This window comes from Pseudomonas sp. OV546 (genome assembly GCF_900116845.1).
GTDB lineage: Bacteria > Pseudomonadota > Gammaproteobacteria > Pseudomonadales > Pseudomonadaceae > Aquipseudomonas > Aquipseudomonas petroselini.
This window is the reverse complement of the sequence record NZ_FPCE01000002.1, coordinates 85,504-104,167: the sequence shown is the minus strand read 5'-3', so window position 1 is coordinate 104,167 and position 18,664 is coordinate 85,504. Positions and strand designations below refer to the sequence as shown.

Annotated in this window: 16 protein-coding genes; 6 read left to right on the top strand and 10 right to left on the bottom strand. The window is 61.2% G+C overall.

Annotated features, from left to right (window positions below; translation table 11 throughout):
• Positions 1 to 34: 34 nt before the first annotated feature.
• On the bottom strand, positions 35 to 907 hold the full coding sequence (locus BM403_RS05705; protein WP_093542009.1) for a fatty acid desaturase family protein: 873 nt from the start codon (positions 905 to 907) through the stop codon (positions 35 to 37).
• 56 nt (positions 908 to 963) lie between these two features.
• Entirely contained in the window at positions 964 to 1,734 is a 771-nt protein-coding gene (locus BM403_RS05700) for a MipA/OmpV family protein (protein WP_043204856.1), read from the bottom strand.
• A gap of 228 nt (positions 1,735 to 1,962) precedes the next feature.
• Between BM403_RS05700 and BM403_RS05695 the strand changes: the two genes are divergently transcribed.
• The 6 genes from BM403_RS05695 (at position 1,963) to BM403_RS05670 (ending at position 9,350) form a co-directional block, all read left to right on the top strand.
• Positions 1,963 to 2,667 (top strand): MtnX-like HAD-IB family phosphatase, encoded by a 705-nt coding sequence (locus BM403_RS05695; protein ID WP_046034429.1) that lies wholly within the window; start codon positions 1,963 to 1,965, stop codon positions 2,665 to 2,667.
• On the top strand, positions 2,660 to 4,054 hold the full coding sequence (locus BM403_RS05690; RefSeq protein ID WP_046034430.1) for an aspartate aminotransferase family protein: 1,395 nt from the start codon (positions 2,660 to 2,662) through the stop codon (positions 4,052 to 4,054). Before BM403_RS05695 ends, BM403_RS05690 begins: the two co-directional genes overlap by 8 nt.
• Positions 4,051 to 4,950: an alpha/beta hydrolase gene (locus tag BM403_RS05685; protein WP_093542007.1), complete on the top strand. Its 900-nt coding sequence runs from the start codon at positions 4,051 to 4,053 to the stop codon at positions 4,948 to 4,950. The genes BM403_RS05690 and BM403_RS05685 overlap by 4 nt, the downstream gene beginning before the upstream one ends.
• Before the next feature lie 119 nt (positions 4,951 to 5,069).
• Positions 5,070 to 6,194: a GNAT family N-acetyltransferase gene (locus BM403_RS05680; protein WP_093542005.1), complete on the top strand. Its 1,125-nt coding sequence runs from the start codon at positions 5,070 to 5,072 to the stop codon at positions 6,192 to 6,194.
• On the top strand, positions 6,194 to 7,963 hold the full coding sequence (locus BM403_RS05675; RefSeq protein WP_012722470.1) for a sensor histidine kinase: 1,770 nt from the start codon (positions 6,194 to 6,196) through the stop codon (positions 7,961 to 7,963). Before BM403_RS05680 ends, BM403_RS05675 begins: the two co-directional genes overlap by 1 nt.
• Positions 7,953 to 9,350, top strand: coding sequence for a sigma-54-dependent transcriptional regulator (locus BM403_RS05670; RefSeq protein WP_093542003.1), 1,398 nt, complete (start codon positions 7,953 to 7,955; stop codon positions 9,348 to 9,350). The genes BM403_RS05675 and BM403_RS05670 overlap by 11 nt, the downstream gene beginning before the upstream one ends.
• 130 nt (positions 9,351 to 9,480) lie before the next feature.
• Here the strand turns inward: BM403_RS05670 and BM403_RS05665 are convergent, their stop codons facing one another.
• From BM403_RS05665 to glpD, 8 genes are all read right to left on the bottom strand, one after another.
• Positions 9,481 to 9,819 (bottom strand): GlpM family protein, encoded by a 339-nt coding sequence (locus BM403_RS05665; RefSeq protein WP_012722472.1) that lies wholly within the window; start codon positions 9,817 to 9,819, stop codon positions 9,481 to 9,483.
• Positions 9,819 to 11,168, bottom strand: coding sequence for a two-component response regulator AauR (locus tag BM403_RS05660; protein ID WP_012722473.1), 1,350 nt, complete (start codon positions 11,166 to 11,168; stop codon positions 9,819 to 9,821). The genes BM403_RS05665 and BM403_RS05660 overlap by 1 nt, the downstream gene beginning before the upstream one ends.
• Entirely contained in the window at positions 11,165 to 13,066 is a 1,902-nt protein-coding gene (locus tag BM403_RS05655; RefSeq protein ID WP_046034434.1) for a two-component sensor histidine kinase AauS, read from the bottom strand. Before BM403_RS05655 ends, BM403_RS05660 begins: the two co-directional genes overlap by 4 nt.
• Positions 13,067 to 13,297: 231 nt before the next feature.
• Complete coding sequence (locus BM403_RS05650) at positions 13,298 to 14,032, bottom strand: amino acid ABC transporter ATP-binding protein (RefSeq protein WP_012722475.1); 735 nt, start codon at positions 14,030 to 14,032, stop codon at positions 13,298 to 13,300.
• Positions 14,029 to 14,700 carry an amino acid ABC transporter permease gene (locus BM403_RS05645; RefSeq protein ID WP_064054892.1) on the bottom strand — a complete coding sequence of 224 codons (672 nt, stop codon included), beginning with the start codon at positions 14,698 to 14,700 and terminating at the stop codon, positions 14,029 to 14,031. Before BM403_RS05645 ends, BM403_RS05650 begins: the two co-directional genes overlap by 4 nt.
• On the bottom strand, positions 14,700 to 15,446 hold the full coding sequence (locus BM403_RS05640; protein ID WP_046034435.1) for an amino acid ABC transporter permease: 747 nt from the start codon (positions 15,444 to 15,446) through the stop codon (positions 14,700 to 14,702). Before BM403_RS05640 ends, BM403_RS05645 begins: the two co-directional genes overlap by 1 nt.
• Positions 15,447 to 15,641: 195 nt before the next feature.
• Positions 15,642 to 16,568, bottom strand: coding sequence for a glutamate/aspartate ABC transporter substrate-binding protein (locus BM403_RS05635; RefSeq protein ID WP_010212760.1), 927 nt, complete (start codon positions 16,566 to 16,568; stop codon positions 15,642 to 15,644).
• Between the two features lie 304 nt (positions 16,569 to 16,872).
• Positions 16,873 to 18,411, bottom strand: coding sequence for a glycerol-3-phosphate dehydrogenase (glpD, locus tag BM403_RS05630; RefSeq protein ID WP_093542001.1), 1,539 nt, complete (start codon positions 18,409 to 18,411; stop codon positions 16,873 to 16,875).
• Positions 18,412 to 18,664 lie beyond the last annotated feature (253 nt).

Here is an 18,664-nt window from a genome sequence, read left to right as displayed (position 1 = left end):
GCACGGGGCAAGCCCGCTCACTACAAGGTCGGGATCAGCCGCGGAATTTGCGGTGTGCGACTAAAAATCCTAATCCATGGGACACCGGAAGCGTTTTCACTCCAGCCGCACGCTGCTGCTCGGCAATCTCTCGATGAAACGCCTTCACTTTCGTCCAGTGCATCTTCGGCCGGTAGTGGTGCTCGGCGTGGTAGCCGTTGTTCATCCAGATCAGGTTGTACAGCACACCGTAGGCACTTACGCCCCAGGCAATTGGCAGGTCCGGGTTGCCGCCGAAGTGCTCGTAGTAGCCATTGAGCGATGACAGGCACTGGCCCAGGTACCAGAACGGCAGCAACCACACCACCGCCTGCCAGTTGTAGAAGGCCAGGGCGAGATAGAACGCCACGGTCACGCCGATCTCGACCTTGACCCAACGCGCATCCGCCGGGCGTTTGCGCTTCATCTCGTCATAGAAGGGCTTGGGATCGTCGCGGAAAAAACTCAGGAAGGTATAGGCCCACGGGTTCTCCGGCTGGCCATCGTGGCCGCGCTGGTAGATCGACAGCGGGTCGATGGTTTTGCCATCCGGCCCCGGCAGGTCGGCGTTGCCACGGTGATGGCGGTTGTGGATATCGCGGTAGAGCGTCTGGGAAAAACCGATGGTCACCGACAGCAACAGGTCGAAGGCCCGGTTCATCGCGCGATGGCTGAAGTAGGCGTTATGGATCTGGTTGTGGGAGATGCTGTTGATGCTCCACGACAGACTGATCGCGTAGACCAGCGCCAGGGGCACCAAGGCCCACCAGTCCAGGCTGTGGAAAGCGCCAACCAGCCAGACGACAAAGGCGAAATGCGCCAGGCCCAGCGCGATGGGCACCAGGTCCCAGAGTGAATGATGCAGCAGGCGGTAAGCGGGGCGAGCCATGAAGAATGTCCTGGAAAAATGGATTCCAGCACCTCATTGCAAAGCCCAGACCAACCTCAATCGAACTTATAGCTGATGGCCGTCTGCACCTGGCCCTGGTTCACGTCGCCGGTTTCCTTGACGATGCTGCTGTTGGCGGCCGAGCCTACCAGGTGGACCCAGCTGGCGCTGGTCAACAGCGACCAGTTGGCCGCCAGGGGGAATTCAAAGCTCTGGGTCAGCGTCATGTTCTGGAAGCCACCACTGGCGTTGTAGGGACGGATGCCGGAATCCGCGGACTCATTGGCATCAACCCCGAAAAAGGTCTGGGTCTGGCGGGCGTCGGCAAAGTGCGCCAGCAGGCCGGTGCTGCCAATGATGCCGCCACCCAGGGGATAACCCAGTTCACCGCCGACCTTGCCCAGCACACCGCTTTGATCTCGCCCGCCGCCGACGGCCTGGCCCATCTGGGCGTATACCCGCCAGAAATCAGCCGGCGCATATTGGATAAAACCGCCCACCTCGGCCATGTCCGACACATTGCGCAGCCCCTGCAGCGAGCCGTTGGAGGTGCGCCCCTGCAGGTAATTGATATACGGGCCGGCGGTAAAACCGTGGGTGTCCAAGGCGCTCCAGGTCAAGCCGTCATCGGTACTCAGGCTGACGGAGCCCCAGTCCAGATCGAAATAGGGCACCGGCCGCGTTTCGTAGCGGCTGCCGGTAGGGTCATGGGGCTGGTAGCTGACGCCTGCGCCGACTTCGCCGGTGATACCGTCGGCCAGTGCCAGGCTTGAAACACTCCACAGGCCAAGTAACCCGGCGAGTGCAGCGCATGTGATCCTCAACATGGTCACAGTTCCTTGATTGAATACGTGCGCATGAACGCGCAAAGCGCCGTGCCCACGCAAGCACTCATCTTGTTTGTAGCAAGCTACAAAAATTGTAGCTCCGACGACACAAATCGCCCTCCATTCCGAGCAAAGCCCCAGCCCCGCTGGGCCTGCGCCAGTTGGCACACTCCCTGCTCTACCCCTTGTTGCAAGCGCACACAGCGCGCTCCTCCAAGGTAAACAACGATGATCCACTGGCATATCGTGTGTGACTTCGACGGGACCATCACCCCCACCGATGTCATCGACAACGTCCTCCAACGCTTCGCCGGCCCCGAGTGGGAAACCATCGAACAGGAATGGCTGGATGGGCATATCGGTTCACGCGAATGCCTGAGCCGCCAACTGGCACTGATCAAGGCCACCCCCTCCGAACTGCTGGCGTATTTCGACAGCGTCGAGATCGACCCGGACTTCCCCGACTTCGTCGATCACGTGATCGGCCTGGGTGCGTCCATCGAAGTCGTCAGCGACGGCATCGAGCAGGGCATCGCGCGGATCCTGTCACGCAACTACGTGACCCTGCTGCCGATCCTCGCCAACCGTCTGCGCCAGGTCGACCAGAACAGCTGGCGCATAGACTTCCCGTACGCCAGCGATGCCTGCCGTGCCGCTTCCGGCAACTGCAAGTGCAAGTCCACGCCGCGCAACAAGCGCGTGCTGGTGATCGGCGACGGCAAGTCCGACATGTGCGTGGCCTCCACCGCCGACTTCGTGTTTGCCAAGGGCAGCCTCGCCGACTACTGCGTGGCCAACCACATTCCGCACGCGCGCTTCGACACCTTTGCCGAAGTGCCTGCATTGCTGGCGCTGCTGCCACAGGGCATCGCCGCCAACGCCACCACCTTCAACACCTCTTCTGACAATCAGGAACTCTTCCACCATGTCTGATATCCGTATCGCTACCGCCGAAGACCAGATCCTTCTGGATAAAGAAGCCAAATACTGCTCCTACGGCGACACCGTCCACTACATCGAGCCGCCACGTATTTTCAGCCGTTGCGAAGGCTCCTACGTATGGGACACCGAAGACCAGGCCTACCTCGACCTGCAAATGTGGTACTCGGCGGTCAACTTCGGCTACGCCAACCCACGCTTGAACAACGCGCTGAAACAGCAGATCGACACCCTGCCGCAAATCGCCAGCCAGTACCTGCACAAAGGCAAGATCGAGCTGTCGGAAATGATCGCGGTCGACGCCAAGAAGAAATTCGGCCTCGACGGTCGTGTGCACTTCAACGTCGGCGGTTCGCAGTCCATCGAAGACTCCCTGAAAGTGGTGCGTAACGCCACCAACGGCAAGAGCCTGATGTTCGCCTTCGAAGGCGGCTACCACGGGCGTACCCTCGGCGCGTCGTCGATCACCTCCAGCTACCGCTACCGTCGCCGCTACGGTCACTTCGGCGAGCGCGCGCAGTTCATCCCGTTCCCGTACCACTTCCGCGGCCCTAAAGGCATGACCAAGGAAGAGTACGGCAGCCACTGCGTGCAGCAATTCGCTCGCCTGTTCGAGACCGAATACAACGGCGTGTGGGACCCGAAAGTCGGCCAGAGCGAATACGCCGCGTTTTACGTCGAGCCGATCCAGGGCACCGGCGGCTACGTGATCCCGCCGATGAACTTCTACCGCGAACTCAAGCAGGTGCTGGACCAGCACGGCATCCTGATGGTGTCCGACGAAATCCAGATGGGCTTCTACCGCACCGGCAAGTTGTGGTCGATCGAGCACTTCGACGTGCAGCCGGACGTGATCGTGTTCGGCAAGGCCCTGACCAACGGCCTCAACCCGTTGGGCGGCATCTGGGCCCGTGAAGAATTGATCAACCCGAAGATCTTCCCACCAGGCTCGACCCACTCCACCTTCGCCTCCAACCCGTTGGGCACGGCGGTCGGCCTGGAAATGTTCAAGATGACCAACGAAGTCGACTACGGCGCGATGGTCATGGCCAAGGGCAAATTCTTCCTCGAAGGCCTGCAAGACCTGCAGAAACGTTTCCCGATCATCGGCGACGTCGACGGCCTGGGCCTGGCCCTGCGTTGCGAAATCTGCGGCCCGGATGGTTTCACGCCGGACAAGGCGACCCTGGACTACATGGTCGAAGAAGGCATGAAGGGCGACATGGTAGTGGATGGCCAAAAGCTCGGGCTGATCCTCGATGTGGGCGGTTACTACAAAAACGTGATCACCCTGGCACCGTCCCTGGAAATCAGCTACCCGGAAATCGAACTGGGCTTGAAGCTGCTTGAGCAACTGCTGGTGCGGGCGACCAACCGGTGAACACGGCAGAGATCGACCTCGGTGAAGGTGATGCCGGTTTCGTTCTCGGTGAAGGTCCGGTCGGGATCCTGTTGATCCACGGCCTGACCGGCACTCCCACGGAATTGCGCCAGGTCGCCAAGGGCCTGGCCAAGGCGGGCAACTGCACGGTGTACGTGCCTACCCTGGCCGGGCATTGCGGCGACAACAGCGACCTGCAAGCCACCGGTTGGCGTGACTGGTACGAAGGCGTGCGCAAAACCTTCGTGGGCGTGAAGCAGCGCCACGAGCAGGTGTTTGTCGGTGGCTTGTCGATGGGGGCGGTGATGTCGATGTACCTGGCGTCGGAGCATCCGGGGCAGGTGGCCGGGTTGCTGATGTATTCCACCACGCTCAAGTACGACGGTTGGAGCATCAACAAAATGGCGTTCATCACGCCGTTGCTGATCCGTATCCCGTTCGGCGTGCGCCTGTTCCGCTTTACCGAGAAGCCGCCCTACGGCATCAAGAATGAACGCCTGCGGGCCATCGTTGAACGGCAGATGAAGGAAGGCGAAAGCAGCGAGGCGGGCCTGTTGACGATGGAGGGCGTGACGGTGCGTGAATTGCACTGGATGAACGCCGTGGTTAAAAAACGCATGCCGTCGATCAACGTACCGGCGCTGGTGCTGCACTCCATCGAGGACGACATCACCAGCCGCTGGAACGCCGATTACGTGGAGCGCCATCTTGGCGGGCCGGTGACCAAGATCCTGTTGGACAACTGCTACCACATGATCACCGTCGACCTGCAATACCGCCGAGTGATCGAGCTAAGCGCCGCATTCATCAGCGAACGAACTCTATGTAGTGAGCGGGCTTGCCCCGCGCTGGGTGGCGAAGCCGCCCCATTTCCGGCACTGAGTTTTTCCAGTTAAACCGCAATTGCAGTTTTTAGGGCGGCTTCGCCCCCCAGCGCGGGGCAAGCCCGCTCACCACAGAAAGCCCGCAGGCCACGACAAACGTATCCACGACAGGCCATAACCAAGGAAACCCTGTGATTACCGCCCAAGCCTTCCCAACCATCCGGGCCATCCAGCGCAGTGCCTGGAACGACTGTTTCCCCGGTGCCCTGGAGGACTGGGACTATTACGTCGCCGTGGAAAACGCCGCTATCGATGATTTCCAGTGGCGCTACCTGGCGGTTTACCAGGATGGAACGCTGGTGGCCGTGGCCGCCGCGTTCATCACTCATTATCGCCTCGACACCACGGTGTCGGGCGCCGGCAAGCGCTTGACCGAGCGTGTGGAGCGACTGTGGCCGGGGCTGTTGCAACTGGGGCTGTATGCCCTGGGTTCGCCGGTGGCCGAACGCTGCGACGCTGGTTTCGCCAGTGGCGTGCCGCAGGCGAGTCGTGCGCTGTTGCTCCAGCACCTGCTGCAAGCTGCACGCCGGGATGCCGATGACTTTGGTATCGGCCTGGTGGCGGTCAAGGACGCGCCGAGCAAAGACCCGCACTGGCTTGAGAGTTGCCGGGCGGCGGGCTTCCAAAGCATGCCGAGCTTGCCCACGGGCATGTTGCCGCTGCCCTATGGGTCGGTGGACGCCTACCTGGGCTCGCTGGGCAAGTCCACGCGCAAGGACCTGCGCCGCAAACTGCGTGCACCAGGGCCGCGGGTGGAGTGGCGGCGCACTATCGACGACGTGCTGCCCGACGTGATGCGCTTGTACGAGGCCACGCTGACGCGTGCCGAATTGCAGTTCGAGCGACTGCCCGCCAGCTACTTCACTGGGGTGCTCGAACGGCTGGATGAGCGCGCGGTCTGTGTTCTTTACTGGGTGGACGAGCAATTGGTCGCGTTCAACCTGATCCTGGTGGACGAACACCGGCTGGTGGACAAGTTTTTCGGGCATGACGTCGCGTTCACCCGCGACTACAACCTGTACTTCCGCAGCTGGCTGACCAACGTCGACTACTGTATTCAACACAATATTGCGTTGTATGAGTGCGGACAGGCCGGGTATGCCAGTAAGCTGCGCCTGGGCTGCGAGTTTCAGGGTAACAGCGTGTTTTTCCGCCACCGCAACCGGCTGGTCAACGGCCTGCTCAAGCTTGTAAAACTGTTTATTCGACCGGATCGTTCCGACCCTGCCATGGCTGCTGCGATAAGCGAAACCTGATGATCACCAAGACCCGCCAGAAAGCCCGCCCCTTTGCCATTTCGCGTTGGAGCGTCCAGCGCAAGCTGGTGCTGGCCTTCTGGTTGGTCAGCGTGATTCCCACCATGATCGCGGCCGAATTGGCGGCGACCACGTTGTCGCAGATCTTCGACAGCAACGTGCGCATCTGGCTGCAGGAGTCGACCAAGATCGTCAAGGACGAGATCGGCGACATCCTTCACGACAACGCGCGCATGGCCAAATTGTTCCTGCGCTACACCAGCCCGCCGTCGAGCCGGCAAGCCGCCAAGCACGACCGGCTGACTGCCGACATTGCCGACGCCACCGATATCGACGTGGTGGCACTGATCCGCGTCAGTGACCACAAGCTGGTGTTCAGCACCGCCGCCGATGACATCGTCAAGCAGATCAGCCTGGCCAACAACACGGTGTTGCAGACGGTGCAGGTGGGGGGCGTATCCACCGGCATAGTGGTCTCGACCTTCGAGACCACCCAGGACGGCGTCGACTATTTGCTGCTGGTCGGGACCTACCTGGACAGCAGTTTCCTCACCAGCGTGGCCGATGTGCATTCCCTCGACCTGCGCCTGTACCTGGCCAACCCCGACGGGTTCTCCGAGATTTTTTCGACCCAGCGCTTCGAGGACCACCCTTCGCGCATTCCCAAGAACGTCGAAACCGCGATGCGCAGCACCAAGCAGCCCAGCGAGCAGTTCACCAATAACTACAGCGGGTTGTACTGGCCGATCTTCAACGATGCCGGCGACTTGCAGGGCGTGATTTTCAGCGGCCTGCTGCGCCACACCAGCCTGGTCGGGCTGGTGAACCAGAGCAATCTGTTCGTGTTGATCTTCCTGCTCAGTTCGGCACTGTCGCTGGCAGCGGGGGTGTTGGTGTCGCGGCGCCTGACCAAGCCGCTGCGGGACCTGTCCCAAGGCGTGAGCGCAGTGATCTCCGGCGATTACGCGCACCGCGTGGTGGTGAGCGGCGGCGACGAGCTGGCGCAGCTGAGCAGCACTTTCAACCACATGACCGAGCGCCTGGGGGAGTTGCATCACCTTGAAGCGCAGTTGCGTCGGCGTGATCGCCTGCACGCCCTGGGCGAGGTCGCCATGGGCCTGGCCCACGAGATCCGCAACCCGCTGGGCATCATCAAGACCGCAACGCAGCTGCTGCACCGCCGCGCGGATCTGGCGGACACCGACAAGCGCCACCTGGAATACGTGATCAGTGAAGTCAGCCGCATCAACGACCTGATCACCGAATTCCTCGACTTCGCCAAGCCCAACCCACCGCTGCGCGTGTTGCAGCCTGCGCGACCCTTGGTGGAAGAAATCCTCGGCTTCTGCGCCCCGGAACTGGCCACCCATAACATCGACGCGCACATCGATGACCAGGCGCCGGGGGCGACGATCTACGCGGATGCCAAGCAACTCAAGCAGGCGTGCCTCAACCTGATTATCAACGCCATCGACGCGATGCCCGAAGGCGGGCGCCTGACCCTGGGCATTCGCACGCTGGACGACACTACCGTGATCAGCATCGCCGACACCGGCCAGGGCATTCCGGCAGACATGATCGAGCGTATCTTCACGCCATTCGTCACCACCAAGGCGTCTGGCACCGGCCTGGGCCTGGCCAAAGTCTATTCGATCATGGAAAGTCACGACGGCAGCATCGAATGTGCCAGCGAGAAAGATGCCGGCGCCACCTTCAGCCTGTACATTCCGGCGATGGGCGAAGACGACGAGGACAGTCATGACGCATAACATTCTGGTAGTCGACGACGAACCCAAGCTCTGCGACCTGCTGGCGTCGGCCCTGGGCCAGAACAACGTGCAGGTGTTTATCGCCGGCAACGGCCTGCACGCGCTCAAAGTGCTGGAGCAGGAAGACATCGACCTGGTGATCAGCGACTGGCGCATGCCAGGCATGGACGGGCCGGCGCTGCTGGCCGAGATCAAGGTGCGTTACCCGCATGTGCCGGTGATCGTGATGACCGCCTACAGCACCGTAAAAAACGCCGTGCAGTCGATGCGCAACGGCGCCTACGACTACATCGCCAAGCCGTTCGACATCGACGAGCTGGACATCACTGTGGTCAAGGCCCTGCAGTTTCGCGACATCATGCGCGACAACGCGCGCCTGCGTGCCGAGCTGGACGAGCACGCACAGTTCGACAGCCTGGTGGGCGACAGCCCGGCGTTTCGCAAAGTGCTGCAAGCGGTGGACTCGGTGCGCGACAGCAGCGCCACCATCCTGCTGACCGGCGAAAGCGGCACCGGCAAGGAAATGGTCGCCCGCGCGATCCACAAGCACGGCAGCCGTGCCGACAAACCGTTCGTGGCGGTCAACTGCGCGGCCATCCCGGAAGGGCTGCTGGAAAGCGAAATGTTCGGCCATCGTAAAGGCGCGTTCACCGGCGCCGTGGCCGACCGGGTAGGGCGCTTCCAGCAGGCCGACAAGGGCACGCTGTTTCTCGACGAAGTGGGCGACATGCCCCTGGCGCTGCAGGCCAAGATCCTGCGTGCGTTGCAGGAGCGGGTGATCGAACCGGTGGGCGATCCCCGCGAGCGCAAGGTGGACGTGCGGGTCATCGCCGCCACCAATAAGAATTTGCTCGAGGCGGTGGCCAACAAAGAATTTCGCGAAGACCTGTATTACCGCCTCAACGTGTTCCCGATCCCGCTGCCGGCCTTGCGCGAGCGCGTGGAAGACATCGCGCCACTGGCCCGCCACTTCGCCCAGACCCTGAGTGCCACCGCCGGCAAACGTATCACCGGTTTCAGCCCGGAGGCCCTGCAGGCCATGGCCGCGTATCACTGGCCGGGCAATATCCGTGAGCTGCAGAATTGCGTGGAGCGCGCGACCATCGTGGCTGCAAAGCCGGTGATCGAGGACATCGACTTGCCGGGTTACCTGTTTGCGTCCAGGCCGAGTGAGGGCGGCGTGACGGCGATCCTCAGCGACGGTCCGGGCATTCCCCAGGATTTGGACGCGGCGCTGGCGGAGGTGGAGAAGGCCTATATCCTGGCGGCGTTGCAGGAGAGCAACGGCGTGCAGGCTGCGGCGGCGGCGAAGATCGGGATATCCGAGCGAAGCTTTTGGTATCGCCTGAAGAAGCTGGGGATTCAAGTGGACAAAATAGTCCGCTGACCTATCTGACACACCTCAATTCAAATGTGGGAGCTGGCTTGCCTGCGATTGCGGTATGTCTGGGCCAGATGAGTTGACTGATACACCGCTATCGCAGGCAAGCCAGCTCCCACAGTTTGATCGAGTTGTGTCAGGTGTGGACGCGTACCCAGATGCTGACCAGGACGGTTGCGGCCATCAACCAAGCGACAGCCGCAACGGCGAGTGACGCTTCCAACCGCATCCGATCCACCATCACATACAACGTCGCCAGGTACACAAAGTACGGAATGATCGACCACATCCCAAACAGGATCGTGGTCTTCAAGTCGTCCACCGAACGGCCCTTGCCGACGATGTAGTGGGCGATCAGCGCAAAGGTCGGGAACAGCGGCACCAAGCCTGCGATGTAATAGTTCTTGGTTTTGGCCAGGGCGGCCAGGATCAACACCACTGCCGCGCCCAGGGCGGCCTTCAATACCAGGTCCATCAGTGGCTCAGCCCGTATTTCTTGACCTTGTCGAACAGCGTGGTCTTGGCCATCCCCAGTTCCTGGCTGGCCTGGGTCAGGTTGCCGCCGCTGCGTTGTAGGGCATCGTTGAGCAGGTTGCGCTCGAAGGCTTCCACCGCTTCGGTAAAGGCCAGGCCTTGGCTGCCGCTGCTGGCGCCGCTTTTCTTGAAGGCAGGCAGGCCGAGGGCGAAGCGTTCTGCGACGTTGCGCAGTTCGCGCACGTTGCCGGGCCAATCGTGGCTCATCAGGCTGGACAGGGTCTGGTTGTCCAGTTCAGGCGCGGTGCGGTCGAAACGCAGGGACGACTGCTGCAGGAAGTGTTCGAACAGTTGCAGGATGTCTTCGCGGCGCTCACGCAGGGGCGGCAGTTCCAGGGTCACCACGTTGAGACGGTAGTACAGGTCGCTGCGGAACTGGCTGGCGCGGCTCAGTTCATCGAGGTCGGACTTGGTGGCGGCGATCACCCGGCAATCCACTGCCACGCTCTGGTTCGAACCCAGGCGTTCCAGGGTGCGTTCCTGCAACACCCGCAGCAACTTGATCTGCAGGTTGATCGGCATGCTCTCCACTTCGTCGAGGAACAGCGTGCCTTCGTGGGCGTGTTCGATCTTGCCGATACGGCGCTTGCCCGCGCCGGTAAAGGCGTTGGCTTCGTGGCCGAAAATCTCGCTTTCGAAGAGGTTCTCCGGCAGCCCGCCGCAGTTCAGGGCGACGAACTGGTGCGAGTGACGCCGACTGAAATCATGCAGGCAGCGCGCGACCAGTTCCTTGCCCGTTCCGGTCTCGCCTTCGATCAGCACGTTGGCCGAGGTGTCGGCGACGTTGGCGATCAGCTCGCGCAGGTTCTGCATGGCCGGCGAGCGGCCAATGATGCGGCCTTCCAGCGAATCACGCTCGGCCAACTGGCGGCGCAGCGACCAGACTTCCCGCGCCAGCCCGCGCTGCTCCAAGGCACGACGGGCGACGTCGACCAGGCGTTCGGGGGAGAAGGGCTTTTCCATGAAGTCGTACGCGCCGTTGCGCATCGCGCCGACGGCCATGGAGATGTCGCCATGCCCGGTGATCAGCACCACCGGCAGGCTTTTATCCAGGGCCTTGAGGCGTGTGAGCAACTCCAGGCCGTCGATGCCCGGCAGGCGGATATCGCTGATCACAATGCCGGCGAAGTTCTCGCCGATGCGTTTCAACGCCTCTTCGGCACTGCCCACGCCGACGCTGGGAATATCTTCCAGGGCCAGGGCTTGCTGGCAGCCGAGCAGCACATGGGGGTCGTCTTCGACGATCAACACGGTGAGGTCGTCTTTCAGGGCTGTAGCGTCTGTATTCATGTCGACTCAGCTTTTTGAGCGCCCGCCAACGGCAGGCACAAGACAAAGGCCGTTCCACCACTGGCCGGGTGTTCCACGGCAAGGTTGCCGCCGGTGGCCGCCGCGAGGCTGGCGGACAGGGTCAGGCCCAGGCCCAGGCCTTGCTCGCCGGGTTTGGTGGTGAAGAACGGTTCGAACAAATGCTTGCGGGCCTCGGGGTCGATGCCATGGCCATTGTCGCGCACTTGCAGGCGGTATTTGCCATCGACGGTGCTGCCTTCCAGCCACAGTTCGGGGGCGGGTTGGGCTTGCATGGCGTCGAGGGCGTTGCCGATCAGGTTGACCAGGATCTGCTCCAGGCGCGTCTGGTCGATTTGCAGTTGGGCGTTGGAAAAGTCGCGATGCAGGGTCAGCGGCAAGCTGTCCAGGCGTGCGCCGAGTACCTGGAACGCGGCGTCCACGGCCTTGGCCAGGCTCGCTTCGCCCTGATCGTCACCGCGCCGGGCAAAGGAGCGCAGGCTGGCGGTGATGCGGCCCATGCGATCGATCAGTTCGTTGATGGTCTTCAGGTTGGCGCTGGCGGTGTCCAGGGCGCCGCGCTCAAGGAAGCGCACGGTGTTGCCGGACAAGGTACGCAACGCGGCCAGGGGCTGGTTCAGTTCATGGGCAATGCTGGTCGACATCTGGCCGATGGCCGCCAGCTTGCCGGCCTGCACCAGCTCATCCTGGGCGCGACGCAGGGTTTCCTCGGCCTGGCGCCGTTCGCGGATCTGGCCCTTGAGCCGTTCGTTGCTGGCGCGCAAGTCGGCGGTGCGTTCGGCAATCCGTCGTTCCAGCTGGCTGTTGGCTTCCTGCAGGGCTTCGCGCGCGGCGAGGCGCGTGGCGATGACTTTACGCCGCTCGTTCCAGGCAATCAGCAAAAACGCCACCAGGCCAAACGCGACGGCTACCAGGATGCCCTGGTTGATCGCGGCGCGGCGCAGGTCGTTGAGCGGGGTGAGCAGGGTGAAATTCCACGGCGTGTCGTTGAGCGGTCGGGTTTGCGCCAGGTAGCTGACTTCATGCTCGTCATTGACCACTTCGCTGTTGGCCGGGAAGGTCAGTTTCTCGCTGACTTCGTTGAGGCGCTCGCGGGCCAGGGGTTCCAGCTCGTTCAAGGTTGCCCAGTAATATTGCAGGCTGTGGGCCAGGCGTTCCTTGGTGTCATCGCTCAGCGGGCGTACGGCCTTGAGGCGGCGGGCCGGGTCGCTGGAGAGGATGATGATGCCGTTCTCGTCGCTCACAAACGCTTCGAGGCGTGCGCGTTGCCAGCGTTCTTCCAGGGCTTCGAGGCGCACCTTGACCACGGCGACGCCGATGATCTTGCCGTGCTCTTCCAGGCCGTGGGCCAGGTAATAACCGGGTTCCCCGTTGGTACTGCCGATGCCATAGAAGCGGCCGGGCTGGCCACGCACGGCGTTCTGGAAATAGGCACGGAAGGACAGGTCTTCACCTTGGTAACTGTCGGCATCGCGCCAGTTACTGGTGGCCAGCACGCGGCCGGTGGTGTCCATCACGTAGATGGCCCGACTGCGACTGCGTCGGTTCAGGCCTTCGAGGTAATCGTTGACGGTCTTGCGGGTTTCCTGGTTCGGGTCGGCCAGCAGCGTGGAGACGCTGGACTCCAGCTCCAGCAAGCTGGGCAAGTAGGTGTATTTGCTCAGTTCGCTTTCGACGGTACGGGCATGCAGCTCCAGCTGGCGTTCGCCGGTGTCGCTGAGGGTGCGGATGCCGTAGTACTCGCTGATCCAGAAGCCGATATAACCCAGGCCGATCATCAGGGCGACGATCAACGGCGGCAGGAACAGTTGGCGGATCAGACGTGGTTTCACGGCAAGTGATGGCGGTGCGGCGCGAAATTGGTTGGGGTCGCATTTCATCACAGATGCCTTGGGTCAGCTACCAATGTGAATACAGGGATCTTTGGTTGGGAAGGCTGATTGTGGCGAGGGAGCTTGCTCCCGCTGGGCTGCGTAGCAGCCCTGAAAACTGACGAGCGCAATTCTTCAATGGAAAAATCAGTCGCCTGTTTTGGGGCCGCTTCGCGTCCCAGCGGGAGCAAGCTCCCTCGCCACAGACAAGCCTCTCAGCACTGCCTGTATTCACCGCACTTAGTGCTGCAGGATTTTCTCAAGGAAGTGCTGCGCGCGTTCGGAGCGGGCGCTGATGTCGCCGAAGAATTCTTCCTTCGGGCAGTCTTCGATGATCTTGCCGGCGTCCATGAAGATCACGCGGTCGGCCACTTTGCGGGCGAAGCCCATTTCGTGGGTCACGCACATCATGGTCATGCCTTCGTGGGCCAGTTGCACCATCACGTCGAGCACTTCGTTGACCATTTCCGGGTCGAGGGCCGAGGTCGGTTCGTCGAACAGCATGACGATCGGGTCCATGGCCAGGGCGCGAGCAATCGCCACACGTTGTTGCTGGCCACCGGAGAGCTGGCCCGGGTGTTTGTGGGCATGTGCCGACAGGCCGACGCGCTCCAGCAGTTGCAGGCCCTTCTTGGTGGCTTCTTCCTTGCTGCGGCCAAGCACCTTGATCTGCGCGATGGTCAGGTTCTCGGTGATGGTCAGGTGCGGGAACAGTTCGAAGTGCTGGAACACCATGCCCACGCGCGAGCGCAACTGCGGCAGGTTGGTCTTCGGGTCGGCAATCGAGGTGCCGTCGACGACCACGTCGCCCTTTTGGAACGGTTCCAGCGCGTTGACGCACTTGATCAGGGTGGATTTACCCGAGCCGGACGGCCCGCACACCACGATCACTTCGCCTTTTTTAACCTCGGTGCTGCAATCGGTCAGCACCTGGAAGTCGCCATACCACTTGTTGATGTTCTTGATAGAGATCATACGGCAAACCTTTTTTGCAGACGCTTGACCAGCAGCGAGGCGGAAAAGCTGATGATGAAGTAGACGACACCGGCGAAGATCAGGAACTCATTGGAGCGGCCGATGATGTCGCCGTTGGAACGGGCGGAGTTGAGGAAGTCCACCAGGCCCACGGTGTAGACCAGCGAGGTGTCCTGGAACAGGATGATGCTCTGTTGCAGCAGCAACGGGGTCATCTTGCGGAACGCCTGGGGCAGGATGATCAGGCGCATGGTCTGGCCATAGGTCATGCCCATCGCCTGTGCCGCCGCCATCTGGCCCTTGGGGATCGACTGCACGCCGGCCCGCACGATTTCGCAGAAGTACGCGGCTTCGAACATCATGAAGGCCACGACGCAGGAGGTGAACGCACCGATCGGGGTGTCTTCACCAGTGATCCAGCGCAGTACGAACGGCACCGCCAGGTAGAACCAGGTGATCACCAACAGCAGCGGGATCGAGCGGAAGTAGTTCACATAAGCGCCGGCCACCCGCGACAGCAGTTTGCTGGAAGACAGGCGCATCAGCGCCAGGATCGTACCCAGCACGATACCGCCGACCACACCCATGACCATCAACTGCAAGGTCATGACCATGCCGTTCCACAGGCCCGGGATGGCGGGGATGATGCCGCTGAAATCGAATTCCATTATTTACCCCCCACGGAGATCAGGCCGGGCACGGCGACTTTCTTCTCGACCACGCGCATCAGCAGCATCAGGCTCATGTTCAGGGTGAAGTAGATCAGCGTAGCCAGGGTGAAGGCTTCAAACAGGTTGGCCGAGAACTCGGCGGTCTGTTTGGTTTGCGCCAGCAGTTCCATCAGGCCGATCAAGGACGCCACGGAGGAGTTCTTGAAGACGTTGAGGAATTCCGAGGTAAGCGGCGGAATGATGATGCGGTAGGCCTGGGGCAGCAGCACGTTCCAGTAGATCTGCGGCAGCTTGAAGCCCATGGCGCGCGCGGCGGATTCCTGGCCACGTGGCAGCGCCTGGATGCCGGTACGCACTTGTTCACACACACGGGCGGCGGTGAACAGGCCCAGGCACACGACAACGCTCAGGTAGGCCGAGGTGGTCGGGTTGAGGTCTTGTTTGTACCAGTCCTGCAGGTTCTGCGGCAGCATGTCGGGTACCAGGAAGTACCAGATGAACAGCTGAACCAGCAGCGGCACGTTACGAAACAGTTCCACGTAGCAGGTCGCGATGCCCGATACGAGGCGGTTTGGCACCGTGCGCATGACCCCCAGAATGGAGCCCAGCAGCAAGGCGATAATCCATGCCACGACGGCGATGGCGATGGTCCAGCCCAAGCCGGCGATGTACCAGTCGAGATAAGTCTCGCTGCCCACGCCGGTGGACTTGAAGAACACGCCCCAGTCCCAGTTGTAATTCATTAGGGTCTCCCCTCGAGATCGATCGATGTACAAGCACCCGCTTGGGGAAAATCCATTCCCGCCCGACGATGAACGCCAGGCACACGCGATCGGCTCGAAAACCGCCAGGTCGAGTGTTCCAAAAATAAAGCCAGCAGGTAGTAACAGACGCCTGAGGGAGGGTTGGCTCCCTCAGGAGATAAGCTTAGTCAGGTATCAGATTTTTACGTCAGGCGCCGGCTTGTCGCTTGGGTTAGCGATCAGCTCCTTAACCTTGTCGCTCATCGGGAAGTTCAGGTTCAGGCCTTTTGGTGGGATCGGGCTCTCGAACCACTTGCTGTAGATCTTGTTGATTTCGCCGGATTTGTACAGGGCAACGATGGCGTCATCGACCGCTTTCTTGAAGGCCGGGTCGTCTTTACGCACCATGCACGCGTAGGCTTCGAAGGACTGCGGAGTACCGGTGATGACCCAGTCGTCCGGCTTCTTGGCCTTGGCTTCTTCACCGGCCAGCAGGGCGTCGTCCATCATGAAGGCAACGGCGCGGCCGCTTTCCAGCATCTGGAAGGATTCGCCGTGGTCTTTGGCGGAGATGACGTTCATGCCCATCTGCTTGTCGGCGTTCATCGCTTTGATGATGCGCTCGGACGTGGTACCGGCGGTGGTCACGACGTTTTTGCCTTTCAGGTCAGCGAAGTCGGCGTAGCTCGGCTTGCCGTCCTTGTCTTTCTTGACCAGCAGACGGGTACCGATTTCGAAGATGTTGACGGTGAAATCAACTTGCTGGGCGCGTTCGGCGTTGTTGGTGGTGGAGCCGCACTCGAGGTCCGCAGTGCCGTTCTGGATCAGCGGAATACGGGTTTGCGAAGTGACCAGGTTGTACTTGGCCTTCAGGTCGGGCTTGTTCAGGTCTTTTTTCAGTTGCTCGACGACGGCCAACTGAATGTCGTGGGAGTAGCCCACGGGTTTGCCCGAACCATCCGCGATGTAGGAAAACGGAATGGAGCTGTCGCGGTGAGCGAGAGTGATGGTGCCGGAGTCGTTGATCTTCTTCAGCGTGCCGGTGAGTTCAGCGGCAAACACTGGCGTGCTGATCAGAGCGGCAGCGATAGCTGCGCCCAGAATATGGGGAACGATGCGCATCAATACTTCCTCGACATTTGTTTTTTTTATGAAGCCGGCTAAACGGCTCTCTTGTACAGCGAATGCCCGTGACGGCTCCTGAGGCGTCTCAGGCAATCGTCCAAGAGTGTAGAGCATGAGTCGTGCCAGGCCAGGATTAAAAGGTTAATTGGTTGATTTTTAAGAGGATTAACTTTGTATGACAGGTAATTTTTAATCCTTGGGTCCGGCAAACCGAATACGCCGGGGTGCGGTGTTCGGAAAACCGAATGCCAAAAAAAGCCCCTGGACCTTACGGCGCAGGGGCTTTTGTGGGCGTGAGCTGTCAGGCAGCTTCAATCTTGCTGCGGTTCTGCTCAACTTTGGACAGGTAGCGCTGCACGTTGTCCTGCTCTTGCGGGGTGGTGAACAGGCCGAGCTTGGTACGGCGCCACAGTACGTCCTGAGGGTGGGTTACCCATTCTTCGGCGCAGAGGTAATCGACCTCACGGGTGTACAGGCCGCCACCCAAGTGGTCGCCCAGGTCGGTCAGCGATTGCACGCCTTCCAGCAGGCGCCAGGTGCGGCTGCCGTAGGTGGTGGACCAGCGACGGGCAATCTCGCTCGGTACCCAGTCAAATTTGTCGCGAATGGCTTCGGCCAGGGCTTCGGGCGTGGTCATGTCTTCGCCACCGGGAAGGCTGGCCTTGGCGGTCCAGCTTGGACGCATCTGAGTGAAGTACGGGGCCAATTGCGCCATCGCCGACTCAGCCAGCTTGCGATAAGTGGTCAACTTGCCGCCAAACACCGACAGGATCGGTGCCTCGCCCGTGCCGCCGGACAGCGCCAGGGTGTAGTCGCGCGTGATAGCCGACGGGTTGTCCGACTCGTCGTTGCACAGCGGGCGCACGCCGGAATAGGTGTGGACGATGTCGTCGCGGCTCAGTTGTTTCTTGAAGTGAGCGTTGACCACCTTGAGCATGTAGTCGGTTTCACCTTCGGTAATCGCCACTTTTGCCGGGTCGCCGGTGTATTCACGGTCGGTGGTACCGATGATAGTCAGGTGATTCAGGTACGGAATGGTGAAGACGATGCGCTGGTCTTCGTTCTGCAGGATATGCGCGTGGGCGCCTTCGTACAGTTTCGGCACGATCAGGTGGCTGCCTTGGATCAGGCGGATGCCGTACGGTGAGTCCAGCTTCAGGTCGTCCTTGATGAACTTGGCGACCCACGGGCCGGCGGCGTTTACCAGGGCGCGGGCGCGGATCGAGAACAGGCTGCCGTCGGCGCGTTCCATGTTCATTTCCCACAGGCCCTTGCTGCGGTGTGCGCTCACGCAGCGGGTCTGGGTATGGATGTGCGCGCCTTTTTCGCGGGCGGCCATGGCATTCAGCACCACCAGGCGGGCGTCATCGACCCAGCAGTCGGAATATTCGAAGCCTTTGGTGATTTCGCTTTTGAGCGGGCTGTCAGGGCCGAACTTGAGGCTTTTCGAACCGGCCAGTTTCTCGCGCTTGCCCAGGTGGTCGTAAAGGAACAGGCCGGCGCGGATCATCCACGCCGGGCGCAGGTGCGGGCGGTGTGGCAACACAAAGCGCATCTGCTTGACGATGTGCGGTGCTTTGGCCAACAGCACTTCGCGTTCGGCCAGGGCTTCGCGCACCAGGCGGAATTCGTAATGTTCGAGGTAGCGCAGGCCGCCGTGGATCAGCTTGCTGCTGGCGGAAGAGGTGTGGCTGGCCAGGTCGTCCTTTTCGCAAAGGAATACCGACAAACCGCGACCGGCTGCGTCTGCTGCAATGCCGACGCCGTTGATCCCGCCACCGATTACGGCAACGTCGTAGACTTCGGCAAGCGGTGGAGCAGGCAAGGTAGAAGGGTTCATCGGCTGGCCTCGCGATCTTTTTCGTATTGGAATTCGAACATTAATGTTCATTTGCGAAAATGGTAGCTGATAAACGCGGGCACAGCCACCCAAGTTCGATTGAAAAAACTCATCGAAGGGCGGGAAAAGGAAAATTTGTGAACATCAATGGGGGGTGGAGCTACTTTTGTAGTGAGCGGGCTTGCCCCGCGCTGGGTGGCGAAGCCGCCCTAAACCCAGGCGTCGCCGTCGCTCAGATGCACTGCGGTGGCCT